Here is a 23,946-nt window from a genome sequence, read left to right as displayed (position 1 = left end):
GGCGCCGTCAGCCGTGCACGGTGCGCGCGATCGCCTCGGCGGCGGGCTGCCCGTGCATCTGCAGGCCGTAGAACCGGGCATAGAGCCCGTTCGGGCGCCCGACAAGCTCGCCATGGGTGCCCCGCTCCACGATCTGGCCGCCGTCCACGACGAGGATCTGGTCCGCCCCGACGATGGTCGACAGACGGTGCGCGACGACGATGACCGTGCGGTTCTTCATCGCCTCGTCGAGCGCGGCCTGGACGAGCGTCTCGGAGCGCGTGTCGAGGGCCGAGGTCGCCTCGTCGAGGAGCAGGATCGGCGCATCGCGCACGAGGGCGCGGGCGATCGACAGGCGCTGGCGCTGGCCGCCCGAGAGGCTCGCCCCGTTCTCGCCGAGCGGCGTGTCGTAGCCGAGCGGCTGGGCGCGGATGAACTCGTCGGCCTGGGCGAGGCGCGCGGCCTCCTCGATCTGCGCGTCGGTGGCGTCCGGGCGGCCGAGGCGGATGTTCTCGCGGATCGTGCCCTCGAAGAGAGTCGGCTGCTGCGGCACGTAGGCGATGGAGGAGCGCAGCGAGCGCTTGGTCACGTCGCGGATGTCCTGCCCGTCGACGAGGATGGCGCCGCCCTCCACGTCGTAGAAGCGCTGCAGGAGGGCGACGACGGTGGACTTGCCCCCGCCGGACGCGCCGATCAGCGCCGTCGTGCGCCCGGCCGGGGCGACGAAGGAGAGGCCCTTCAGGACGGGCTCGCCGGCATAGTAGGAGAAGCGCACGTCGCGGAACTCGATCTCGCCGGTCGAGACGGCGAGCGCGGCCGCGTTCGGCCCGTCCGCCTGACGCGGCTTCAGATCGAGGATTTCGTAGATCATCTGCGCGTTGACCAGCGCGCGCTCCAGCTGCACCTGCAGCTTGGCGAGGCGCCGGGCCGGGTCGTAGGCGAGCAGGAGCGCGGTGATGAAGGCGAACATGGCGCCCGGCGAGTAGCCGTAGACGATCGCCCGGTAGCCCGAATAGGCGATGACGCCCGCGATCGCGAGGCCGGCGACGATCTCGGTGACGGGCGAGGTGCGCTCGGTGATGACGGCGATGCGGTTGGAGCGTTCCTCGGCGGCCAGGATCAGCGTCTCGATGCGGGCGCGCAGCGCCTCCTCCATCGTGAAGGCCTTCACCACCGCGATGCCCTGCGCCACCTCCTGCATGGAGCCCAGGACGCGCGCGTTGAGGTCGATCGCCTGGCGCGTGGCGACGCGCAGCTTGCGGGCGAGCTTGCCGATCATGATGGCGACGGGCGGGCCGGCGACGAGCGCGATCAGCGACAGGAGCGGGTCCTGGAAGACCATGACGCCGACGAGGAAGATGAGGCTGAGAAGGTCGCGCGCGATCGAGGTGACGGTGAGGTTCAGCGTGTCGCGGATGCCCGAGACGTTCTGGTTGATGCGGGCGGCCAGATGCGCGGAGCGGTTCTCGCCGAAGAAGTCGACGGAGAGCTCGGTGAGATGGGCGAAGAGCCGGCGCTGGTAGCGCGCCACGATGTTGTTGCCGATGCGCGCGAGGATCACGCCCTGGCCGTAGGTGGCGATGCCGCGCACGGCGAAGGTGACGAAGACGGCGAGCGAGAGCCAGGCGATGGCGGTCTGGTTGCGTTCGACGAAGATCTTGTCGATCACGTCGCGCATGATCCAGGCGAGGAAGGCCGTGCAGGCCGCCACCAGGACGAGGCAGACGATGGCGAGCGCGTACTGGCCGACGAAGGCGCGACCGTTCTCGGCCATGATGCGCCGCACGAGGCCGATCACGAGGCCGCGTTCGCTAGCCTTCTTCAGCGAGAGCTTCTTCTTCTTGGACACGCCGCCTGCCGGTTCGCGAAGGGCCGGGGCCCTTCCAAAATCCCCGCGTCTATAGCGAGCCCTTGGGCGATTGCCCATCCCGCCGCCCGAAAGGGGGTGAATCGGGGCGCGGAGCGCGGCTTTTGTGCCGCGTCGGCCTGTCGGTCCACCCCGCTCAGAACGCCCCGGGCAGGTGCACGGGCCAGCGCCAGGGGCGCACGGCGACGATGTCGAAGCGCAGCGACAGGCGCGCGGCGTCCGGGCGCCCGGCGAGCCAGAGATCGGCCGCGTTGGCGATGCGGCGCCGCGCGGCCGGGCCGACGGCGTCGATCGCGGCCCTCACGCTGGCGCGCGCCTTCACCTCGACGATCGCCACCGTGTCGCCGCGCCGGGCGACGATGTCGATCTCGCCGAGCCGCGTGCGGTGGCGCATGGCGAGGATGCGGTAGCCCTTGAGGCGCAGGGCGAGAGCCGCCAGGTCCTCGGCGAAGGCGCCGCGGGCGAGGCGCCGGCGCCTCTCGCCGGGCGACGGTTTCACCCGCCGTCCTTCAGCGCCAGCGCGCGCCGGTAGAGGTCGCGCCGGTTGAGGCCGGTGAGGCGCGCGGCCTCCTGCGCGGCGCTTGCCGGCTTCATCTCCTTCAGGAGGCCGGCGAGGATCGCGTCGGCGTCCTCCCCGCTGGCCGCCGCCTCGGGCGCGGGCGGGGCGATGCACACGACGATCTCGCCGCGCACGCGCTCCATGGCGGCGAAGCTTTCGGCAAGCTCGGCCAAGGTCCCGCGATAGATGGTCTCGTAGGCCTTGGTCAGCTCGCGGCAGACCGCGGCGGCGCGCGGGCCCAGGATGTCGGCCATGGCGGCGAGGCTCTCGGCGATGCGGTGCGGCGCCTCGAAGAGGAGGAGCGTGCCGGGCACGCGCTCGAGCTCGGCGAGGCGGGCGCGGCGGGCCTCGGCCTTCTGCGGCAGGAAGCCGGCGAAGAAGAAGGCGTCGGACGGCAGGCCCGAGGCCGAGAGCGCGGCGAGCGGGGCCGAGGCGCCGGGCACGGGCACGACCTTCAACCCGCGCGCGATGGCAAGGCTCGCCAGCCGGTAGCCGGGATCGGAGACGAGCGGCGTGCCGGCATCCGAGACGAGGGCGACGGAGAGGCCGGCCTGAAGATCGGCGATCAGCGCCTCGCCCGCCTCGTCGGCATTGTGCTCGTGATAGGCGGTCATGCGGCGGCGGATGGAGAAGCGGGCGAGGAGCTTGGCCGTGACGCGCGTGTCCTCGCAGGCGAGGCGGTCGGCGCCGGCGATGGTCTCCAGCGCCCGCAGCGTGATGTCCGAGAGATTCCCGATGGGCGTCGCGACGAGATAGAGCGCGGGCTCGGGGCGCGGCGCCGTCCGCGGCGTGCCCAGAAGCGTGTAGGCGCGCGGCTCCTCGCTCATCGCCCGGCCCCCGCACCCATCGTCACGCCAGGTCCGCGACCACCGCGTCGAGCACCAGCATGCCGGCCGGCGTCGCGCGCAGGCGGTCCGGCCCCAGCCGCTCGACCATGCCGAGACTGCACAGCTGCGTCTCGCTCTCGGGGTCGATGTCGCGCCCGGTGAGCTTGCGCCAGCGCTTCAGGTCGATGCCCTCGGTGAGGCGAAGGCCCATGAGCAGCAGTTCGTCCGCCTGTTCGGCCGGCGTCAGCAGCTCGTCGACGACCGAGCCCGTGTCCCAGGCCTCGACCATCTTCAGCCAGGTCTCGGGCATGGGCTCGTTGGAGATGGCGTGGCGGCCGGTCGGCCCCATCAGCCGCGCATGTGCGCCCGGGCCGATGCCGGCATAGAGGCCGTAGCGCCAGTAGGTGAGGTTGTGGCGCGATTCCGCGCCCGGCACCGCGTGGTTGGAGATCTCGTAGGCGGGAAGGCCGCGCGCGGCGGTGAGGCGCTGCGTCGCCTCGTAGAGCTCGGCCGAGAGCTCGCCGTCCGGCACGACGAGCTTGCCGGCTCTGTGGAGCGCGAAGAAGGGCGTGCCCTCCTCGATCGTCAGCTGGTAGAGCGACAGGTGGTCGGCGGCCAGATCGATGGCGCGCGTCAGCTCCGCCTCCCAGGCCGCGACGCTCTGGTCCGGCCGGGCGTAGATGAGGTCGAAGGAGAGGCGCGGGAAGGTGCGGCGCGCCAGCTCGATGGCCGTCAGCGCCTGGGAGACGTCGTGCAGGCGCCCGAGAAGCTTCAGGTCGCGGTCGTTCAGCGCCTGGACGCCGAGCGAGACGCGGTTGACGCCCGCCGCCCGGTAGCCGGCGAAGCGTGTGGCCTCGACGCTCGAGGGATTGGCCTCCAGCGTCACCTCCGCGCCCTCGGCGACGGTCCAGTTGGCCGCCACCGCGTCGAGCAGCCGGCCGACCGTCGAAGGGTCCATCAGCGAGGGCGTGCCGCCGCCCAGGAAGATCGAGGTGACCGTCTGGCCGCCGGAGCGCCCGCGCGCCCAGGCCATCTCGCGCTCGAAGGCGCTCGCATAGCGGTCCTGGTCCACCGGCTTGTGGCGGACATGGCTGTTGAAGTCGCAATAGGGGCATTTGGCCGCGCAGAACGGCCAGTGGATGTAGATGCCGAAGCCCGGATCGCGCGGCACGGGGCGGAAAGGCAGGACGTCCGGGCTGGCCTTGTTCATCATTCGACCCCGAGGACCTCGCGGGCGAACAGGCGGAAGGCGCGGGCGCGGTGCGAGAGCGCGGTCGTCTGGCCGGGCTTCCAGGCGTGCTTCTCCGACGACATCATCTCGCCGAAGGTGCGGTCCATGCCCTCGGGCAGGAAGAAGGGGTCGTAGCCGAAGCCGGACGTGCCGCGCGGCGGCCAGACGATCGTGCCGTCCACCTCGCCGCGGAAATACCGTGTCTCGCCGTCCGGGCGCGCCAGGCACAGGACGGCGACGAAGGTGGCGCGGCGCTGCTCCGGCGCCGTGGCGCCGGCGGCCTGCAGCTTCTCCTCGACATTGCGCATGGCCATCGAGAAATCGCGCTCGGGCCCGCCCCAGCGGGCCGAATAGATGCCGGGATCGCCGCCCAGCGCCTCGATGCAGAGGCCCGAATCGTCGGAGAGCGAGACGAGGCCGGTGGCGCGCATGGAGGCGAGCGCCTTGATCGCGGCGTTCTCCTCGAAGGTCGTGCCGGTCTCCTCCGGGTCGTCCAGCCCCTTGTCCCTGGCCGAGGTGATCTCGAAGCCGAAGGGCTCCATCAGCTCGCGGATCTCCCAGATCTTGCCGTGGTTGTGGCTGGCGACGAGAAGCGGCCCGTCCGCCGGGGACAGGCGCGTCACAGGGCGCCCCCGAGCGCCGAGCGCTGCAGGGAGACGAGTTCGCCGATGCCCTTCTGCGCGAGCGCCATGAGCGCGAGGAGCTCGTCCTGCGAGAAGGGCGCGCCCTCGGCCGTGCCCTGGATCTCGACGATGCCGCCGGCGCCCGTCATGACGAAGTTGGCGTCGGTCTCGGCGGCCGAATCCTCGATATAGTCGAGGTCGAGCACCGGCGTGCCCGAGGAGATGCCGCAGGAGATGGCGGCGACGTGATCCTTGAGGACGGCCGCGCGCTTGACCATGGCGCGGCTCTCCATCCAGGCGAGGCAGTCGGCCAGCGCCACGAAGCCGCCGGTGATCGCCGCCGTGCGCGTGCCGCCATCGGCCTGGATGACGTCGCAATCCACCGTGATGGAGCGCTCGCCGAGCGCCTTCAGGTCGACCACGGCGCGCAGGGAGCGGCCGATCAGACGCTGGATCTCCTGCGTGCGGCCGGACTGCTTGCCGCTCGCCGCCTCGCGCCGCATGCGCTCGCCGGTGGCGCGCGGCAGCATGCCGTATTCGGCCGTCACCCAGCCCTTGCCGGTGTTCTTCAGCCAGCCCGGCACGCGCTCCTCGAGGCTCGCGGTGCACAGGACATGCGTCTCGCCGAACTTGACGAGGCAGGAGCCTTCCGCATGGCGCGAGACGTTGCGCTCGAGGGTCACGGGGCGCAGTTCGTCGCCGGCGCGTCTGGATGGCCGCATGGAGGTTCGGTTCCCGGTTTCTGGGGGACAGGCTAAAGGCGTCCCATTGCGTCGGGCTTGTAGCGAGGCGGGACCGGCGGCGCAAACCCGTTGCGCTCGTCCCGCCGGCGGCGGCTTGGCGCGGGGGCGGGGCGGGCCTATAATGACCCGGTGAGCCCAAGAGCATTCCCATGAGCGATTTTCGCAAGCCCGTCAGCGACTTCGGCCCCCTGATCGACGAGCGCTCGCGCGAGATCTTCCGCCTCGTGGTGGAGAGCTATCTCGACATCGGCGAGCCGGTCGGCTCGCGCATGCTCTCGCGTCTCCTCTCCACCTCGCTCTCGCCCGCCTCCGTGCGCAACGTGATGAGCGATCTCGAGGCGCTCGGCCTCATCTATTCGCCGCATGTCTCTGCGGGCCGCATGCCGACCGAACTCGGCCTGCGCTTCTTCGTCGACGCGTTCCTGGAGGTCGGCGACCTCGGCTCGTCGGAGCGCGAGGAGATCGAGGAGAAGGTGCGGCTCTCGGGCGACGGACGGCCCTTCGACAAGCTCCTCACGGAAGCGAGCCAGCTCCTGTCGGGCCTGTCGCGCGGGGCGGGCATCGTGCTGACGGCCAAGTCGGACCTGCGGCTGAAGCATATCGAGTTCATCCGCCTCGAGCCGCGCAAGGCGCTGGCCGTCCTCGTCGCCGCGAATGGCGAGGTGGAGAACCGCATCGTCGAGCTGCCGGCGGGCGTGACCACGGCGCAGCTCGTGGAAGCCTCCAACTTCCTCAACGCCCACGGCGTCGGCCTGACGCTCTCGGAGGCGCGCGAGCGCATCGCGCTCCTGCGCCGGGAGACGGCGAACGCGCTCGACCTTCTCTCCAAGCAGCTCGTCGACGAGGGGCTGGCGGTCTGGTCGGGCGCGACGGCCGACCAGCCGGCCCGCCTCATCGTGCGCGGCCGGGCGAATCTCCTGAAGAGCGTGACGGCGGCGGACGAGCTGGAGCGCCTCAGCCTCCTCTTCGACGACCTGGAGACCAAGAGCGGCATCATGGAGCTGCTGGGCCTTGCCGAGACCGGCAACGGCGTGCGCATCTTCATCGGCTCGGAGAACAAGCTCTTCTCGCTCTCTGGCTCCTCGCTCGTCGTGGCGCCCTATCGCGGGGGCACGGAGAGCGTCATCGGCGCGGTGGGCGTCATCGGGCCGACGCGCCTGAACTACCGGCGCATCGTGCCGATGGTGGACTACACGGCGCAGATCGTCTCGCGCATCCTCACCAAGGCGGCGGCCAGCCGCGAGGCTTGATTTTAGGCGCCTGCAATTCGATATGCGGCGCCAACACGAATCTTCTGCGTGCCGCAGGTCCCGTCCCTCCCCGAGGGAGAGAAGGGCGCTTCGGCACAGGCGCATAGTGGGACGAGAGATGACGAGCGACACCGGCAAGCGGCCCGACGAGACCTTCGGCACCGAGACCAGCCAGGCGGCCGAGACCGCCTTCGACGCGAACGCCGTTCCCGGCATCGATCCGACGCAGGCCGGCGCCCGCCAGGGCTTCGCCGATCCCGCCGCCGCCGCCTCGGCCGACGCCGAGCGCATCCAGGCGCTGGAAGCGGAGAACAACGACGTCAAGGACCGCCTCCTGCGGCTCGCCGCCGACATGGAGAACCTGCGCCGGCGCACCGAGCGCGAGATCAAGGACGCGCGCACCTACGCGGTGACGGGCTTTGCCCGCGAGATGCTGCAGGTCGCCGACAACCTGCGCCGCGCGCTGGAGGCCGTGCCGGCCGAGGCCAAGGCTGAGGGCGAGGGGAGCCTCAGCGGCCTCGTCGACGGCGTCGAGGTCACCGAGCGCAGCCTCCTCTCGGTGCTCGAGCGCCACGGCGTGCGCCGCCTCGAGCCCGAGGGCCAGCGCTTCGACCCGAACTTCCATCAGGCGATGTTCGAGGTGCCGAACCCGGACCTGCCCAACAACACGGTCGTCCAGGTCGTGCAGGCCGGCTACGCCATCGGCGAGCGCGTCCTGCGCCCGGCCATGGTCGGCGTCTCCAAGGGCGGCCCGAAGGTCGCCGCCGACGCGCCGAGCGCCGCGGCGCAGGGTTAGGGGGCCGTATCGCGGGGGCCTTTCGAGCGGCCCCCGCGCCCACTCAGAACCGCGGCGGCGTGCGGCCGGACATGCGGTAGGCCGAGACGAGCGTGTTGGCCATGAGGAGCGCGATCGTCATCGGGCCGACGCCGCCGGGCACGGGCGTGATCGCGCCGGCGATCGCGCTTGCGGCCGCATAGTCCACGTCGCCGACGAGGCGCGAGGCGCCCTCGCCCTTCTCGGGGGCGGGGATGCGGTTGATGCCGACATCGATCACCACGGCGCCGGGCTTGACGAAGTCGGCGCCGAGCATCTGCGGGCGGCCGACGGCGGCAACGAGGATGTCGGCGGCGCGGCACACGGCCGCCAGATCCTTCGTGCGCGAATGGGCGATGGTCACGGTGGCGTTGGCGGCCAGGAGCAGCTGCGCCATCGGCTTGCCGACGATGTTGGAGCGCCCGACGACGACGGCGGCAAGGCCGGACAGATCGTCGCCCAGGACCTCGCGGATGAGGATCATCGAGCCGGCGGGGGTGCAGGGCACGAAGGCCTCGTCGCGCGCGCCCGTCGACAGGCGGCCGACATTGAGGAGGTGGAACCCGTCGACGTCCTTGTCGGCCGCGATCGCCTGGACGACCGCCGTCTCGTCGATGCCCTCGGGAAGCGGCAGCTGGACGAGGATGCCGTGGATCGTCGGGTCGGCATTGAGGTCGCGCACCAGCGCGACGACGTCCTCCTGCGCCGTGTCGGCGGGCAGCACGTGCTTGACCGACTTGAACCCGCATTCGGTGGCCATCTTCGCCTTGGAGGCGACATAGACCTGGCTGGCGGGATCCTCGCCGACGATGACGACGGCCAGCCCGGCCTGCGTGCCCGTCTCGCTCCGCAGCGCCTGCGCGGCCGCCTTCACCTCTGCCACGATGCGCGCCGCGCTCGCCTTGCCGTCGATCCGCCGTGCCGTCTCGCCCATGCCGAACTCTTTCTTCCGCCCGTTGCGGCACCCACCGCGAGCCTCCTTCTAAAGCATATGCGGGGAAAGGGGAGGGCGCATCGCGCGCCCGGCCCGGCCTCCCCGCCCTTGCGGGCGACGGCGAAGCGGATCGGAGCCTGGAGGCCGGACGGTCCCGTCCTATCTCGCGGGGGGAGCCGCGCACGCGCGGAACGATCGGCCGGATGGAGCGCTTGGGGTCTGTCGATCGCAAGGGTCGAAACCGGTCAAGCGGAGACCCGAGAATGGCGCATCGGCCGAACACGCGCACCCGTGTCCTCGTCCTGGGCGGCGGGGCCGGCGGGCTCGAACTCGCGGTGGCGCTCGCGCGCCGCGACGACCTTGCCGTCACCCTCGTCGACCGGGTCGGCAGCCATCTGTGGAAGCCGCGGCTGCACGAGTTCGCGGCCGGCACGGTGGATTCCTCGCTCGCCGAGATGAGCTTCTACATGCTCGCCAAGATGCGCAGCTTCCGCTTCGAGGAAGGGACCGTCGAGCGCATCGACCGGGCGGACCGCCGCGTGCATCTGGCCGCCATCGAAGGGCGGGACGGGCGGCCGGGCGCGGCGGCCCGCACGCTCGGCTACGACCTCTGCGTCGTGGCGCTCGGCGGCGTGACGACCGATTTCGGAACGCCCGGCGTCGCCGAACATGCCGTGCGGCTCGATGCCCGGCGCGATGCCGACCGGTTCCGCGAGAGCTTCGTGACGCTGATGATCGGCGCGCGCGCCTCGCGCCGGCCGGTGGAGATCGTCATCGTCGGCTCGGGCGCCACGGGCACCGAACTCGCCGCCCATCTGCGCTTTGCCGAACGCGCCTTCTTCGAGCGGCCGGCCAGGCCGGACGAGGCGTCCGGCGGGACGCTCCTGGGGCTGACGATCCTGGAGGCCGCGCCCGAGATCATGCCGGGCGCCGACGAGGGCCTGAGGCGCAGCGTGTCCGACCGGCTGCGCAGCCTCGACGTCTCGGTGCGGACGGGCGCGCGCATCGCCGCGATGACGGCGCGCGAGGTGCGCGCCGAGGACGGCGAGGTCTGGCCGGCGGACATCGCGGTCTGGGCGGCCGGGCTCGTCGGCCATCCCGTGCTGGCGCGCCTCGCCGATTTCGCGCTCGACGGGAAAGGGCGCATCCTCGTCGACGAGCGCCTGCGCTCGAGCGTCGATCCGGCGATCTATGTCCTGGGCGATGCCGCCAGCCTGACGCCGGCGGGCGCGAAGGCCCCGCTGCCGCCGACCGCGCAATGCGCGAGCCAGGAGGCGGCCTATCTCGCCGAGGCCATTCCCGCCGCGCTGGACGGGCGCACGCCATCGCCCTTCCGCTTCGCCGACAAGGGCCGGCTGATCTCGCTGAGCCATGCCGGCTCGGTCGGCACGATCTCCGGCCTCGTCGGGCGCAACGACATGCTCGTCGACGGCCGGTTCGCCATCGCCGCCTATCACAGCCTGCAGCGCCGCCACCAGTGGAGCGTGCTCGGCCCCTTGCGCGGGACGGTCGCCATCCTGGCCGATGCCGTCACGCCGACGCGCGGGCCCGCGCTGAAGCTGCACGGCTGACGACCCTCACCCCGTCCGTGCGGCGCGCCGCCGCCGTCTTCTCTGCCTGAAAGGACCGTTCCATGCCCCATCCCGCCATCCGCCCGGACCATCTCGCCGTCGTCACGGGCGCGGCGTCGGGCATCGGCCTTGCGGCGGCCCGCCGGCTTCTCGCCGAGGGTCTGCGGGTCGTCCTGATCGACCGCGACGGCGAGGGTCTGGCCGCCGCCCGCGCCGCGCTCCGGCCCGAAGACGGCACGCGCCTCGTCACCCTGGCGCTCGACGTCGCCGACCGTGCCGCCGTGGAAGAGGCGGCCCGGGCGATCGTGGCCGAGCACGGGCCCGTGCACGTCCTCCTCAACAATGCCGGCATCCAGCCGGGCAGTTCGATCTTCGGGCCGTCGGACGCCTGGGATGCGGTGCTCGGCGTCAATCTCGGCGGCGTCCTCAACGTGGCGCGGGCCTTCGGCGCGGCGATGGTGGAGAGCGGCGCGCCCGGCCTCATCGTCAATACCGGCTCCAAGCAGGGCATCACGACGCCGCCGGGAGACCCGGCCTACAACGTCGCCAAGGCGGGCGTGAAGGTCTTCACCGAGGCGCTGCAGCACGAGCTGCGCAACCGCGAGGGCGGGCTGGTCGAGGCGCGGCTGTTCATCCCCGGCTTCGTCTTCACGGGGCTGACGAAGCGCGGGCGGACGGAGAAGCCGGACGGCGCCTGGACGCCGGACCAGGTGGTGGACTTCCTCTTCGAGAGCCTGGAGCGGCCGGACTTCTACATCCTGTGCCCGGACGGCGAGGTGACGCGGGCGATGGACGAGAAGCGCGTGGCCTGGGCCGCCGGCGACATCGTGGAGAACCGCCCGCCGCTCTCGCGCTGGCACCCCGACCATGCCGAGGCGTTCAAGGCCTTCGCGGCGAAGTGACGGCGAGGGACCGTGAGGGGCTGGCCCTCGCCCGGTCCTTCCTCGGCGTGTTCCGTCGCGGCGGCCGGCGGCCGGCCCGGCGGCGAGCGGTTCAGGCGCGCGGGTTCGGCCCGAGCGGCGCGGTGCGCAGAAGGCCGGGCCGGGGCTCGAACGCCCCGCGGCCGGTGCCGCCGCCGCCCTCCAAGCCTTGGCGCCCCTTGTCGGACCAGCCCTTGGTCATGCGGTCGAGCGTGGCGTCCTTGCGCACCAGCCCGTGATAGAGAGCCATCGCGACATGGCCGGCGACGAGGGCGAGCAGCGTCCAGCCGAGGAAGCCGTGCAGGAGATTGGCGGGCTCGGTGAAGGTCGGGTTCGCCGTGCCGCCGGGCGCCACGAGCTGCAGCCCGTAGACGCTGAAGCCGCGCCCGTTGAAGGCGGCGCGCAGGATGGCAAGGCTCGGCACGACGATCATCAGGAGATAGAGGAGCGCATGGCCGAGCGTGGCGGCCCCGGCCTCGAGCGCGGGGCCTTCATGGGCCGGCCGGCGCCGGAGATTGGCCAGGCCCCAGACGCCGCGCAGGAGCACCAGCAGCCAGAGCGTGACGCCCACCGAATAATGCGTCGACCAGAAGAAGCCCTCGACGCGCGTGTCCTCGGCGAAGACGTGCAGGAGGGCGCTCGCGAACTGCCAGACGAAGAGCAGCGCCATGGCCCAGTGCAGGATGCGGCTGACGAGGCCGTAGCCGGCCGGGCTGTCCGCCCATCGCGTCGCGTGTGCCATCGCAAGGCTCCGTTGAAATTGCCGGAGCCACGAGAAGTAGGACCTGCCGCGCTGGCGCCAACCGCCTCGCGTGAAACGAAACGTTGCAGGCGAAAGGTCGGACGCGCCGCCTGCGTCCTCAGAAGAACAGGAGCTTGGTGGCGAGCGCCAGGCACACGATCACGAGCAGCGGGCGGATCAGCCCGGCGCCGAGCCGCATGGCGAGGCTCGCGCCCAGCCGGGCGCCGAGGAACTGCGCGAGACCCATCGCCAGCCCGACCTTCCACAGGATCGAGCCGAAGGCCGCGAAGACGAGGAAGCCGCCGCAATTGGAGGCGAAGTTGAGGATCTTGGTGTGCGCCGTCGCGCGCAGGATGCCGTAGCCGGCGAGCGTGACGAAGGCGAGCATGAAGAAGGATCCGGTGCCCGGCCCGAACAGCCCGTCATAAGCGCCGATCAGCGGCACGACGAAGAGCGCGAAGGCGGCCGGCGAGATGCGCCGCTCGGCGTCCTTGTCGGAGAGGCCCGGCTTGAAGGCGAAGAACAGGGCGATGGCGACGAGGAGGAAGGGCAGCGCCGCCTCCAGGAGGTCGAGCGGCATGACGAGGGCGAGGAGCGCGCCGAGCACCGCGCCCGCAAAGGAGATGAGCGCCGCCGCCCCCACCTCGCGCGGGCTCACATGGCCGCGCCTCGCATAGGCGAGGGAGGCCGAGCCCGAGCCGAAGAGCCCCTGCAGCTTGTTGGTGCCGATGGCCGTGATCGGGTCGAGGCCGGCGATGAGGAGGGCGGGGATGGTGACGAGCCCGCCGCCGCCGGCGATGGAATCGACGAAGCCGGCGAGAAAGGCCGCGCCGATCACGAAGGCGGCCATGTCGAGGCTGAGGATGTCCATCGCGGCGCCTTCGAAGGGGAGGGCCCCCGGGTCGGGGGCGCGGGGGCGCTTAGAGCATCCGCCGGGCGGGGCGGGCAAGGCGCCGCGCGCGCCAGCAATCGTTTGACGGGTCCGGCGCGCAAGGCTACCTCATCGAACCCGAACGAACCGACGCAAGATCCAGTGAACTGACGGTGCCCGCGCGACGGGCTGAAAACGATCCCGGTGCGGCCGACCCAAGCAGGGGGCCTAGACGGGCTGTCGGAACGACGCCGGGCCGGCATGCCGCCGCCCTCGCTTCCTCCGGCTCCGGGCAAGGATGGAAGGACGGACATGAAGGCTCTGATGCTCTGCGGCCATGGCAGCCGCGACAAGGCGGCGATGGAGGAATTCTCGGGCCTCGCGGTGAAGCTGCAGGCGCGCCTGCCCGACTGGGCGGTGGATTTCGGCTATCTGGAGTTCGCCAAGCCGATCATCCGCGACGGGCTCGACCGCCTGCGCGAGAAGGGCGCGACGCGCGTGCAGGCGCTGCCGGGCATGCTGTTCGCCGCCGGCCATGCCAAGAACGACATTCCCTCCGTCCTCAACACCTATGCCGCCGCCAACGGCCTCGCCATCGACTACGGGCGCGAGCTCGGCATCGACCCCAAGATGATCCGCGCCGCCGGCGAGCGCATCCGCGAGGGCCTGCGCGCGCACGGCTGGCGCGACGGCGAGGCGCTGCACGACACGATGCTCGTCGTCGTCGGCCGCGGCTCCTCGGATCCCGATGCCAATTCCAACGTCTCCAAGGTCATGCGCATGCTCTGGGAGGGCCTCGGCTTCGGCTGGGGCGAGACGGTTTATTCGGGCGTCACCTTCCCGCTGGTCGGGCCGGGGCTCGAACATGCGAGCCGCCTCGGCTACCGGCGCATCGTGGTCTTCCCCTATTTCCTCTTCACCGGCATCCTGGTGCGGCGCATCTTCGAGGAGACCGACCGCATCGCCGCCGCCCATCCCGAGATCGCCTTCCTCAAGGCCTCCTATCTCGGCGCCCACGATCTCGTGGTGGAGACGCTCGTCGACCGCCTGACGGAGATCCTCGAGGGCACGAACAACATGAACTGCCAGATGTGCAAGTATCGCGAGCAGGTGCTGGGCTTCGAGGCGGAGGTCGGGCTCGCCCAGGAGAGCCACCATCACCATGTCGAGGGCATCGGCTCCTCGGCCGACTGCACGCTCTGCGCCGACACCTGCACCGGCGCCTGCCGGACCGCCGCCGCGCGGAAGACGGGCGCGCATGCGCACGGCCATCATGGGCATGGGCATGGGCACGGGCACGACCATGACCATGCGCACGACCATGCGCACGGGCACGATCACCACGGTCACGGGCCCCACGACCACGGGCACGATCACGGCCACGATCATGCCGTCTCGGGCGGCCACGATCACCACCATGGCCACGGGCACCACCATGGCCACGGGCACGATCACGGGCCGAACGGCCACACGCACCATCCCTACCCGCATGCGGACCACCCGCTCGGGCCCCTCTCGATGACGACCAACCGGAAGGGACTCTCATGACGGCACTCTTCGATCGCTACGCGATCGTCGACTGGTCCGCCGCCAACACGCCGACGACGGGCAAGGACTCCATCTGGATCTCCTTCGCCGAACGCGACGGCACGGACGCGCGCATCCTGGAGACCGTGAACCCGGCGACGCGCTCGGCGGCGATGGCGCGGCTGCGCCAGTTCTTCCGCGACGCCGCGGGCGAGGGCAAGCGCGTCTTCGCCGGCTTCGACTTTCCCTTCGGCTACCCGACGGGCGCGGCCGAGGCGATCGCCGGCTCGCCGGACTGGCGCGCGCTCTGGGCCTATCTCCACGACACGCTGACCGACCGCGACGACAATTTCTCTAACCGGTTCGAGGTCGCCGGCCGGCTGAACCGCGGCGCGCTCGCCGCCTCGCCGATGTTCTGGGGGCGCCCGGCCTATCAGGACATTCCCGGCCTCTCCGTCACCCGGCCCGACCCGTATCCGACGGGGCTCGCCGAGCGGCGCCTCGCCGAGGCGCGCGCCACCAAGGCGCAGCCGGTCTGGAAGCTCGCCTATGCGGGCTCGGTCGGCAGCCAGGCGATCACCGGCATCGCGCGCCTCGAAGGCCTGCGGCGCGATCCCGAGTTCCGCGATCTCCTCGCCGTCTGGCCGTTCGAGACGGACTTCTCCGAGCGCCTCGACGCCGCGATCGTGCTCGCGGAGATCTATCCCGGCCTCGTCTCGATCGAGACGGGCGACAAGTCCTGCCTCGACGAGGCGCAGGTCGAGACCATGGCGCGGATCTTCGCCCGCGCCGACGCCGAGGGGCGCCTCGGCACGCTGCTCGAAGTGCCGAGCGACCTTTCCGAGCCCGAGCTCATCCGCACCCTCACCGAGGAGGGCTGGATCGCCGGCCTAGGCCATCGCCTGGCGCCCGGCCTCGAGGCCGAGGATGCGGGCGCCTATGTCGCGCCCAATGCCGGCCTCTCCTATCTGCGCGATCCGGCCGCGATCTACGCCGAGAGCTTCCGCATCGTGGAGGAGGAGAGCGATCTCTCCGCCGTCTCCGAGGAGGCCCGCCCGCTCGCCATCCGCCTCGTCCATGCCTGCGGCATGCCCGACATCGTCGCCGATCTCGTCGTCTCGGACGGGGCCATCGCGGCCGGGCTCGCCGCGCTCGCCGCCGGCGCGCCCATCCTGTGCGACGCGGAGATGGTGGCGCACGGCATCATCGCGCGCGACCTGAAACAGGCCAACCGCATCGTCTGCAAGCTCGCCGACCCGCGCGTGCAGCGCAACGCCGAACGCGACGGCACGACGCGCTCGGCCGCGCAGGTCGATCTCTGGAACGGCCAGATGGAAGGGGCGATCGTGGCCATCGGCAATGCGCCGACCGCGCTCTTCCGCCTCCTGGAGCGGCTCGACGAGGGCGCGCCGAAGCCCGCCCTCATCATCGGCCTGCCGGTCGGCTTCGTGGGCGCGGCCGAATCCAAGGCCGAGCTCGCGCGCGACTCGCGCGGCGTGCCCTTCGTGACGCTGCGTGGCCGGCGCGGCGGCTCGGCCATGGCGGCGGCGGCCGTCAACGCCCTCGCCCGGCTGAACGGCTGAGGCGATGGGCGCGTCCGACGGTCCCTGGCTCACCATCGTCGGCATCGGGGACGGGGGCATGGACGGCCTCTCCTCCGAGGCGCTGGACGCGATCGAGGCCGCCGAGATCGTCTTCGGCGGCGAGCGGCATCTTTCCATGCTGCGCGGCACGAGCGCCGAGACCGTGCTCTGGCCCTCGCCCTTCTCGCGCGGGCTCGACGCGCTCCTCTCCTGCGCGGGCACGCCGACCGTGGTCCTGGCGACGGGCGACCCGATGTGGTTCGGCGTCGGCGCGACGCTGAGCCGCCATATCGAGGCCGCCGAGATGCTCGTCCTGCCGAGCCCCTCGGCCTATTCGCTGGCCGCCGCCAAGCTCGGCTGGCCGCTGCAGGACTGCGACTGCCTGACGGTGCACGGGCGACCTGTCGAGGCGCTGAACCGCGTCCTGTTTCCCGGCGCGCGCCTCCTGATCTATTCCGGCGACGGCGACAGTCCGCGCGAGATCGCCCGGCTCCTCACCGGCCGGGGCTTCGGGCAGAGCCGCCTCCACGTGCTCGAACATCTCGGCGGCCCGCGCGAGCGCCTGCGCGAGACGGCGGCCTATGCCTACGATCTTCAGGACGTCGCCGACCTCAACACGGTGGCGGTGGAATGCGTGGCGGGCCGGGCCGCCGCGCCGCGCCCGCTCGTGGCGGGCCTTCCCGACGACGCCTTCGTGCATGACGGCAAGATGACCAAGCGCGTCGCCCGCGCGCTCGCCATCGCGGCGCTGGAGCCCATGCCCGGCCAGCTTCTCTGGGATGTCGGCGCGGGCGCCGGCTCCATCGCCGTGGAATGGCTGCGCGGCGCCCGGCGGGCGCGCGCCATCGCCATCGAGCCGGCCCCCGAGCGCTGCGCGATGATCGAGGAGAATGCCGGCGCGCTCGGCGTGCCTCACCTCGCCATCGTCGAGGGCCGCGCGCCGGAGGCGCTCGACGGACTCGACGCGCCGGACGCGATCTTCATCGGCGGCGGCCTGTCGGACGGCGTGTTCCCGGCCTGCTTCGCCGCGCTGAAGCCCGGCGGGCGCCTCGTCGCCCATGCCGTGACGCTGGAGAGCCAGGCGCAGCTCATCGGCCTGCGCGAGGCGCATGGGGGCGAGTTGATGCGCCTGGCCGTCGAGACGGCCGATGCCGTCGGCCCGTTCCAGGCCCTGCGACCCGCCATGGCGGTGATGCACTGGCACTGCACCAAGCCCTGGCCCGTGCCGGTGCGCCCGCCGCGTCGCGCCGCCGAGGAGGCGGCGCCGGAGGAGGCCGCGCCCGTGCCGCCCGGGCGTGGAGACGCGCTGTGACCCGCGCGCCCGGCACGCTCTACGGGATCGGGCTGGGGCCCGGCGACCCGGAACTCCTGACGCTGAAGGCCGTGCGCCTCCTGCGCGCCGCGCCCGTCATCGCCTATCCCGCGGCCGAGGGGCAGGCGAGCCTCGCCCGGTCCATCGCCGCCCCGCATCTGCCGGGCGCGCAGCGCGAGATCGCCTTTCCCATGCCGATGCGCACCGACCGGGCGCCGGCGCGCGCGGTCTACGATGCGGCGGCGCGGGCGATCGCGGCCGAACTCCGCGAGGGCCGCGACGTCGCCGCGCTCTGCGAGGGCGACCCGTTCTTCTACGGCTCCTTCATCTATCTCTTCGAGCGCCTCGCCCCGCGCTTTCCCGTGGAGGTCGTGCCGGGCATCGCCTCGGTCATGGCGGCGGCGGCCGCCGCCCGGCGCCCGCTCGCCGCGCGCGGCGACGTCCTCACCATCGTGCCCGGTCCGCTGGAGGATGCCGATCTCGAAGCGCGGCTCGCGGGCTGCCAATCCTTCGCCATCCTCAAGCTCGGCCGGCATTTCGAGCGCGTGCGCGCGCTTCTCGACCGGCTCGGCCTTCTGGACGCCTGCGCCTTCGCCGAGCGCGTCTCGATGCCGGGCGAGCGTCTGACGCCGCTGCGCGAGGCGAGCGGGCCGGCGCCCTATTTCTCCATGATCCTCGGCTATCGCGGCACCGAGCCCGCGATGGCCGCAGGCCTGCCAAGGTCCGCCGTCCCCGCATGAGCGAACGCCTCGCCGCCGTCCCGTCCGCCCCGGCTCCCGCCGCGACGGGCGCCGTGCCCGCCATCGTCGTTCTGACGCCCGGCGCCCTGCCGCTCGCCCGGCGCGTGCAGGCCGCCATCGGCGGCGAGGTGCACGGGGCGCGGGCGCGCGTCGAAGGGGCGGACGCCCATTTCGAGAGCGCGGCGGCGCATCTGCCGCATCTCTTCCTCGCCGGGCGGCCGGTCGTGGCGCTGATGGCGGCCGGCGCCGTCGTGCGCATCCTCGGCCCCCATCTCGGCGACAAGCGCCGCGAGCCGCCCGTCCTGTCGCTGGCCGAGGACGGCTCGGTCGCCGTGCCGCTTCTGGGCGGCCATCGCGGCGCCAACGACCTCGCCCGTCGCCTCGCCGAAGCGCTCGGCTGCGTGGCGGCGGTGACGACGGCGGGCGACCTCAAGTTCGGCCTCGCGCTCGACGCGCCGCCCGCCGGCTACGCTCTGGAGAATCCCGAGGCCGCGCCGGCCGTGATGGCCGAGCTCGTCGCCGGCGCCGAGGTCTGGATCGAGGGCGAGGCGGCCTGGCTGCAGGCGGGCGACCTGCCCGTCGCCGACGACGCGCGCCTCGTTCTCGCGGTGTCGGAGGAGGACCGCGCGGCCGGCGCGCAGGAACTCCTCTACCGGCCGAAGACGCTTCTCCTCGGCCTCGGCGCCGAGCGCGGCGCGCCGCCCGAGGACGCCGTCGCGCTGGCCGAAACCGTGCTGGCCGAGGCGAAGATGAGCCGGCTCAGCATCGCCGCCGTGGCCTCGCTGGACGTGAAGGCCGACGAGCCGGCCGTGCATGCGGTGGCCGCCCATTTCGGCGTGCCGGCCCGCTTCTTCGACGCCGCGACGCTGGAGGCCGAGGCGCCGCGCCTCGAAAACCCGTCGGCCCTCGTCTTCGCCGAGGTCGGCTGCCACGGCGTCGCGGAAGGGGCGGCGCTGGCGGGCGTCGGGCCCGACGGCGCGCTGGTCGTGCCCAAGCGCAAGGGCGCGCGCGTCACGGCGGCGCTGGCGCGCGCACCGCGCCCGCTCGACCCTGCCGCCTTCGGCCGCGCGCGCGGGCGCCTCTTCGTCGTCGGCATCGGGCCGGGCTGCGAGGGCTGGCGCTCGCCGGAGGTCACGGCGATGATCGCCACCGCCACCGATCTCGTCGGCTACTCGCTCTATCTCGACCTTCTGGGGCCGCTGGCGGCGGGCAAGGTGCGCCACGATTTCGACCTCGGCGCCGAGGAGAAGCGCGTGCGCCACGCGATGGAGCTCGCCGGCACCGGCCGCGACGTCGCGCTCGTCTGCTCGGGCGATGCCGGCATCTACGCCATGGCGACGCTGGTCTTCGAGCTTCTGGAGAAGGGCGGCCTCCGCGACGGCGCGCGCCGCATCGAGATCTGCGTCTCGCCCGGCATCTCGGCCCTGCAGGGCGCGGCCGCGCGCGCCGGCGCGCCGCTCGGCCACGACTTCTGCACGATCTCGCTCTCCGACCTGCTGACGCCGGCGGACGACATCGCGCGCCGCGTGCGGGCGGCGGGCGAGGCCGATTTCGTGATCGCCTTCTACAACCCCGTCTCGCGCACCCGCCGCACGCAGCTCGGTCTCGCCCGCGACGAACTCCTGCGCCACCGTCCCGCCGAGACGCCGGTGATCCTCGCCGCCAATCTCGGCCGGTCGGGCGAGAGCCTGCGCATCGTCACGCTCGCCACGCTTCGCACCGAGGATGTGGACATGCTGACCACCGTCGTCGTCGGCTCCTCGCAGAGCCGCGTCGTGACGACGGGCGAGGGGCGTCGCTTCGTCTACACGCCGCGCGGCTACGCGCGCAAAGAGGGCACGGGCATCGTGCCGGAGGCCCAGCCATGACCGTCCATTTCATCGGCGCCGGTCCCGGCGCGCCCGATCTCATCACCGTGCGGGGCCTTCGCCTGATCGAATCCTGCCCGGTCTGCCTCTATGCCGGCTCGCTCGTGCCCGAGGCGATCGTGGCCGCCGCGCCAGAGGGCGCGCGCGTCCTCGACACGGCGCCGATGCATCTCGACGAGATCGTCGCGGAGATGGAGCGCGCGCATGGCGCGGGCCTCGACGTCGCGCGCGTCCATTCGGGCGACCCGTCGCTCTACGGCGCCATCGCCGAGCAGATGCGCCGGCTCGACGCGCTCGCCATCCCCTACGACGTGACGCCGGGCGTGCCGGCCTTCGCCGCCGCCGCCGCCGCGCTCGCGACGGAACTGACCATCCCGGAAGTCTGCCAGACCGTCATCCTCACGCGGACGGCGATGAAGTCCTCGTCCATGCCGGAGGGCGAGGATCTGGCGACGCTGGGCCGGAGCGGCGCGACGCTCGCCATCCATCTCTCCGTGCGCAACATCGCCCATATTCAGCGCGAGTTGACGCCGCTGCCCGCCTACGGGCCGGACTGCCCGTCCATCGTCGCCTATCGCGTCGGCTGGCCGGACGAGGCCTTCATCCGCGGCACCCTGTCCGACATCCACACGAAGATCCGCGAGGCCAAGCTCACGCGCACGGCGCTGATCTTCGTCGGCCGGGCGCTGGGCGCCCGGGATTTCGTCGATTCGGCCCTCTACGACGCGGCCCATGTCCATGTGCTGCGCCCCAAGCGCGGCATCAAGGCGCCTTGAGCGCGCCGAGCCAGACGAGCGCCTCGGCGGGCGAGGCGGCCAGCGGGGGCGCCGGCGGGGGCGGGCGCTCGATGAGGACGACCGGCAGCGCGAGGGCGCGCGCGGCCGCGATCTTGGCATACGAGATCGCGCCCCCCGAATTGCGGCAGACGAGATGGGTCGCGCCCGTCTCCGCCAGAAGCGCCGCCTCCTGCGCCGGATCGGGAAAGGGCCGGCCGAGGACGAGGCGCGCGGCGGCCGGCAGCGGCGGGTCCGGCGGGTCGATCATCCGCACGATGGGACGAAGATCGGCGCGCCGGAAGAAGGGCGCCAGATGCTGGTGCCCGAGCGCCAGGAACGGGCGCGCGCCCGGGGGCAGCGCCTCGACGGCGCCCTTCAGGCAGGCGACGGGCGTCCAGTCGTCGCCCGCGACGGGGTCCCAGGGCGGGCGCCAGAGCGACAGGCGCGGCACGCCGGCGCGTGCGGCGGCGGCCGCGGCGTTGCGCGACATGCCGGCGGCGAAGGGATGGGTGGCGTCGACCAGCCGCGCCACGCGCGTCTCGCGCAGGAAGGCGGCGAGCCCCGCAGCGCCGCCGAAGCCGCCGATGCGCATCAGCGCGCCGGGCACCGCGTCGGGCGCGAGCGTGCGCCCGGCGAGCGAGAGGATCAGCCGCGCGTCCGGCCAAGTCTCCAGGATGCGGCGGGCGAGCACCCGCGCCTCCGCCGTGCCGCCCAGAAGGAGGATCGTCGCCGTGCCCCTCTCATCCGAGCCTTGCAAGCGCTTCCCCCTTGCGGCCGACGACGAGGACCTCCAGCGCGACCGGCGCCTCGCGCAGGACGCCGAGCGCGCTCGCGCGGGCCTTGGCGGCCACGGCGGCGGCGAGATCGACGCCTTCGGCCTTGGCGAGCGCCAGGGCCTCGGCCGCCGTGTTGGCGGCAAGGATCGCCGGGCCGAGCCGCGCGTCCGCCTCCGGCCGCGCCTCCAGCGCCAGGGCGGCGAGGAAGGAGAGGTCCACCTGGCTGCGGCCGGAATGGAGGTCGAGCGCGCCCTGGCCGAGCTTGGCGAGCTTGGCGAAGCCGCCGGCGATGGTGAGCCGCTCGACCGGGTGGACGCGCAGGTATTTCAGGAGCCCGCCGGCGAAGTCGCCCATGTCGAGAAAGGCGATCTGCGGCAGGTGCGGATGGAGCGCGGCCGCCGCCGCCTCGCTGGTCGAGCCCGTGGCGCCGACGACATGGGCAAGGCCCGCGGCGCGCGCGACGTCGACGCCGCGATGGATCGAATGGATCCAGGCCGAGCAGGAGAAGGGATGGACGACGCCCGTGGTGCCGAGGATCGAGAGGCCGCCGAGAATGCCGAGGCGCGGGTTCCAGGTCCGGCGCGCCAGCGCCTCGCCGCGCGGCACGGAGATCTCGATCGCGATGTCCGGCGCGAGGCCGGCCAGGGCGCAGGCCTCCTCCACGACCGCGCGCATCATGGCGCGGGGCACGGGGTTGATGGCGGGCTCGCCGGGTTCGAGCGGCAGGCCGGGCAGGGTGACGGTGCCGACGCCGGGCCCGGCCGAGAAGGTGACGCCCGCGCCCGGCGCGCCGTGGCGCACGGTGGAGACGATCTCGGCCAGATGCGTCACGTCCGGATCGTCGCCGGCATCCTTGACGATGGTGGCGCTCGCCCAGCCTTCGCCGAGGCTTTCGCGGGCGAGCGCGAAGGCCGGCGTCTCGCCCTTGGGCAGCGTGATGGCGACGGGATCGGGAAAGGCGCCGGTGAGGAGCGCCGTCAGCGCCGCCTTGGTGGCGGCGGTCGCGCAGGCGCCCGTCGTCCAGCCGGTGCGCAGCGGCCGGTCCTGATGTCCGCGCGCGTGCGGCGCCCCGTCGCCGAGATTGAAGCCCATGCGCCGCTTATAGGGCCGGCGCCCGCCGCCGCAAAGCGCGGACACGCATGAGCGCCGGGCTGATGATCGCCGCGCCCGCCTCCGGCAGCGGCAAGACGCTGGTGACGCTGGCGCTCCTGCGCGCGCTGCGCCGCCGGGGCCACGCCGTGTCCGGCGCCAAGGCCGGGCCCGACTTCATCGATCCCGCCTTCCACGCGGCGGCGAGCGGGCGGCCTTCCGTCAATCTCGATCCCTATGCGATGCGCCCCGCCCTCCTCGCGCATCTGGCCGCGACGCGGCCGGGCACGGCCTTCGTCGTCGAGGCGATGATGGGCCTCTTCGACGGCGCGGCCGACGGTACGGGCTCGGCGGCGGACCTTGCCGCCCGTCTCGGCCTCGCCACCGTCCTCGTCGTCGACTGCGCGAGGCAGTCGCATTCGGTCGCCGCGCTCGTGCGCGGCTTCGCCACCCACCGCGCCGACGTCCCGCTGGCCGGCCTCGTCCTCAACCGCATCGGCTCGGCGCGCCACGAGACGCTTCTGCGCGAGGCGCTGGCGCCGCTCGGCCTGCCGGTCCTCGCCGCGCTGCCCCGCGATTCCGGCCTCGTCCTGCCCGAGCGCCATCTCGGCCTCGTGCAGGCGCAGGAGCATGGCGATCTCGACGCCTTTCTCGACCGGGCCGCCGACTGGTTCGCGCATGGGGCGGACATGGACGCGCTGGCGCGCCTCGCGACGCCCGGCCGTCGCGGCGCCGCGGGCGAGGCGCCCGAGCCGCTGCCCCCGCTCGGCCGGACCATTGCCGTCGCGCGGGACGAGGCCTTCGCCTTCGCCTATCCCCATCTCATGGCCGGCTGGCGAGGGGCGGGGGCGGACCTCTCCTTCTTCTCCCCGCTCGCCGACGAGGCGCCGGACGCGGCGGCCGATGCCGTCTACCTGCCCGGCGGCTATCCCGAGCTCCATGCCGGGCGTCTCGCCGGCGCCGCAGGGTTCCGGGCCGGCATGGAGGCCGCGCGCCGGCGGGGCGCCGCGATCTACGGCGAATGCGGCGGCTACATGGTGCTGGGCGAGGGGCTCGTTGCGGCCGACGGCACGCGCCACGCCATGCTCGGCCACCTGCCGCTGGAGACGAGCTTCGCCGCCCGGCGCCTGCATCTCGGCTATCGCCTTCTGACGCCGGCGCCGGGCGGCCCCTTCCGCGCTCCGCTGACCGCGCACGAGTTCCACTACGCGACGATCCTCTCCGAAGGCCCGGCCGAACCGCTGTTCCACGCGCGCGACGCGCGGGGGGAGGACCTCGGGGCGATAGGCCTTCGCCGCGGCGCCGTCTGCGGCTCCTTCGCCCATCTCGTCGACATCGCCTGAG

22 protein-coding genes are annotated in these 23,946 nt (G+C 72.9%); 11 read left to right on the top strand and 11 right to left on the bottom strand.

What is annotated here, in order from left to right:
- Positions 1–7 precede the first annotated feature (7 nt).
- The 6 genes from ASG48_RS15205 to rph form a co-directional block, all read right to left on the bottom strand.
- Complete coding sequence (locus tag ASG48_RS15205; RefSeq protein WP_244486921.1) at positions 8–1,753, bottom strand: ABC transporter ATP-binding protein; 1,746 nt, start codon at positions 1,751–1,753, stop codon at positions 8–10.
- Positions 1,754–1,982: 229 nt separating this feature from the next.
- The gene (locus tag ASG48_RS15200; protein ID WP_055851623.1) at positions 1,983–2,345 is read right to left on the bottom strand and encodes a YraN family protein; all 363 of its coding nucleotides are present in this window, start codon (positions 2,343–2,345) and stop codon (positions 1,983–1,985) included.
- Positions 2,342–3,232, bottom strand: a complete 891-nt coding sequence (gene rsmI, locus ASG48_RS15195; RefSeq protein WP_055851620.1) for a 16S rRNA (cytidine(1402)-2'-O)-methyltransferase — start codon at positions 3,230–3,232, stop codon at positions 2,342–2,344. The genes ASG48_RS15200 and rsmI overlap by 4 nt, the downstream gene beginning before the upstream one ends.
- A gap of 22 nt (positions 3,233–3,254) precedes the next feature.
- Positions 3,255–4,442 (bottom strand): radical SAM family heme chaperone HemW, encoded by a 1,188-nt coding sequence (hemW, locus tag ASG48_RS15190; RefSeq protein ID WP_162243936.1) that lies wholly within the window; start codon positions 4,440–4,442, stop codon positions 3,255–3,257.
- Positions 4,442–5,086 carry an RdgB/HAM1 family non-canonical purine NTP pyrophosphatase gene (gene rdgB, locus ASG48_RS15185; protein ID WP_055851615.1) on the bottom strand — a complete coding sequence of 215 codons (645 nt, stop codon included), beginning with the start codon at positions 5,084–5,086 and terminating at the stop codon, positions 4,442–4,444. Before rdgB ends, hemW begins: the two co-directional genes overlap by 1 nt.
- Positions 5,083–5,808, bottom strand: a complete 726-nt coding sequence (rph, locus tag ASG48_RS15180) for a ribonuclease PH (protein WP_055851612.1) — start codon at positions 5,806–5,808, stop codon at positions 5,083–5,085. The genes rdgB and rph overlap by 4 nt, the downstream gene beginning before the upstream one ends.
- Positions 5,809–5,978: 170 nt before the next feature.
- On the opposite strand from rph, the gene hrcA reads away from it, so the two are divergent.
- Both hrcA and grpE read left to right on the top strand, forming a co-directional pair.
- On the top strand, positions 5,979–7,079 hold the full coding sequence (gene hrcA, locus ASG48_RS15175) for a heat-inducible transcriptional repressor HrcA (RefSeq protein WP_055851610.1): 1,101 nt from the start codon (positions 5,979–5,981) through the stop codon (positions 7,077–7,079).
- A gap of 118 nt (positions 7,080–7,197) precedes the next feature.
- Complete coding sequence (grpE, locus tag ASG48_RS15170) at positions 7,198–7,875, top strand: nucleotide exchange factor GrpE (protein WP_082529512.1); 678 nt, start codon at positions 7,198–7,200, stop codon at positions 7,873–7,875.
- A 43-nt stretch (positions 7,876–7,918) separates the two neighbouring features.
- On the opposite strand, the gene folD is transcribed toward grpE, so the two are convergent.
- Positions 7,919–8,827 (bottom strand): bifunctional methylenetetrahydrofolate dehydrogenase/methenyltetrahydrofolate cyclohydrolase FolD, encoded by a 909-nt coding sequence (gene folD / locus ASG48_RS15165; protein WP_055851606.1) that lies wholly within the window; start codon positions 8,825–8,827, stop codon positions 7,919–7,921.
- A gap of 263 nt (positions 8,828–9,090) precedes the next feature.
- Here folD and ASG48_RS15160 point away from each other — a divergent pair, with 263 nt between their 5' ends.
- Positions 9,091–10,398 carry an FAD-dependent oxidoreductase gene (locus ASG48_RS15160; protein WP_055851605.1) on the top strand — a complete coding sequence of 436 codons (1,308 nt, stop codon included), beginning with the start codon at positions 9,091–9,093 and terminating at the stop codon, positions 10,396–10,398.
- Between the two features lie 62 nt (positions 10,399–10,460).
- Positions 10,461–11,300, top strand: coding sequence for an SDR family oxidoreductase (locus ASG48_RS15155; protein ID WP_055851601.1), 840 nt, complete (start codon positions 10,461–10,463; stop codon positions 11,298–11,300).
- A gap of 91 nt (positions 11,301–11,391) precedes the next feature.
- On the opposite strand, the gene ASG48_RS15150 is transcribed toward ASG48_RS15155, so the two are convergent.
- Positions 11,392–12,060, bottom strand: coding sequence for a cytochrome b (locus tag ASG48_RS15150; RefSeq protein WP_082529511.1), 669 nt, complete (start codon positions 12,058–12,060; stop codon positions 11,392–11,394).
- Between the two features lie 118 nt (positions 12,061–12,178).
- Entirely contained in the window at positions 12,179–12,931 is a 753-nt protein-coding gene (locus tag ASG48_RS15145) for a TSUP family transporter (RefSeq protein ID WP_055851599.1), read from the bottom strand.
- Positions 12,932–13,243: 312 nt separating this feature from the next.
- Between ASG48_RS15145 and ASG48_RS15140 the strand changes: the two genes are divergently transcribed.
- The 6 genes from ASG48_RS15140 (at position 13,244) to cobM (ending at position 20,737) form a co-directional block, all read left to right on the top strand.
- The gene (locus tag ASG48_RS15140; protein ID WP_055851597.1) at positions 13,244–14,479 is read left to right on the top strand and encodes a sirohydrochlorin chelatase; all 1,236 of its coding nucleotides are present in this window, start codon (positions 13,244–13,246) and stop codon (positions 14,477–14,479) included.
- Between the two features lie 947 nt (positions 14,480–15,426).
- Positions 15,427–16,041 carry a precorrin-8X methylmutase gene (locus tag ASG48_RS18860; RefSeq protein WP_055851925.1) on the top strand — a complete coding sequence of 205 codons (615 nt, stop codon included), beginning with the start codon at positions 15,427–15,429 and terminating at the stop codon, positions 16,039–16,041.
- A gap of 4 nt (positions 16,042–16,045) precedes the next feature.
- The gene (gene cbiE / locus ASG48_RS15130; protein WP_082529509.1) at positions 16,046–17,353 is read left to right on the top strand and encodes a precorrin-6y C5,15-methyltransferase (decarboxylating) subunit CbiE; all 1,308 of its coding nucleotides are present in this window, start codon (positions 16,046–16,048) and stop codon (positions 17,351–17,353) included.
- A complete protein-coding gene (gene cobI, locus ASG48_RS15125; RefSeq protein ID WP_055851594.1) occupies positions 17,350–18,093 on the top strand; it encodes a precorrin-2 C(20)-methyltransferase in 744 nt (247 codons plus the stop codon). Before cbiE ends, cobI begins: the two co-directional genes overlap by 4 nt.
- The gene (gene cobJ, locus ASG48_RS15120; RefSeq protein ID WP_055851593.1) at positions 18,090–19,961 is read left to right on the top strand and encodes a precorrin-3B C(17)-methyltransferase; all 1,872 of its coding nucleotides are present in this window, start codon (positions 18,090–18,092) and stop codon (positions 19,959–19,961) included. The genes cobI and cobJ overlap by 4 nt, the downstream gene beginning before the upstream one ends.
- Positions 19,958–20,737 carry a precorrin-4 C(11)-methyltransferase gene (gene cobM / locus ASG48_RS15115; RefSeq protein ID WP_055851590.1) on the top strand — a complete coding sequence of 260 codons (780 nt, stop codon included), beginning with the start codon at positions 19,958–19,960 and terminating at the stop codon, positions 20,735–20,737. The genes cobJ and cobM overlap by 4 nt, the downstream gene beginning before the upstream one ends.
- On the opposite strand, the gene ASG48_RS15110 is transcribed toward cobM, so the two are convergent.
- Both ASG48_RS15110 and ASG48_RS15105 read right to left on the bottom strand, forming a co-directional pair.
- Positions 20,724–21,494 carry a cobalt-precorrin-6A reductase gene (locus ASG48_RS15110; protein ID WP_200939600.1) on the bottom strand — a complete coding sequence of 257 codons (771 nt, stop codon included), beginning with the start codon at positions 21,492–21,494 and terminating at the stop codon, positions 20,724–20,726. The genes cobM and ASG48_RS15110 overlap by 14 nt on opposite strands.
- The gene (locus ASG48_RS15105) at positions 21,478–22,605 is read right to left on the bottom strand and encodes a cobalt-precorrin-5B (C(1))-methyltransferase (protein ID WP_055851920.1); all 1,128 of its coding nucleotides are present in this window, start codon (positions 22,603–22,605) and stop codon (positions 21,478–21,480) included. Before ASG48_RS15105 ends, ASG48_RS15110 begins: the two co-directional genes overlap by 17 nt.
- A gap of 47 nt (positions 22,606–22,652) precedes the next feature.
- Here ASG48_RS15105 and ASG48_RS15100 point away from each other — a divergent pair, with 47 nt between their 5' ends.
- Complete coding sequence (locus ASG48_RS15100) at positions 22,653–23,945, top strand: cobyrinate a,c-diamide synthase (protein WP_055851585.1); 1,293 nt, start codon at positions 22,653–22,655, stop codon at positions 23,943–23,945.
- The last annotated feature ends 1 nt before the right edge of the window (position 23,946 follow it).

The organism is Aurantimonas sp. Leaf443, assembly GCF_001425575.1.
Lineage (GTDB): Bacteria > Pseudomonadota > Alphaproteobacteria > Rhizobiales > Rhizobiaceae > Leaf443.
Note: the sequence above shows the minus strand (reverse complement) of the source record. Positions and strands in the feature narration are given on the sequence as shown.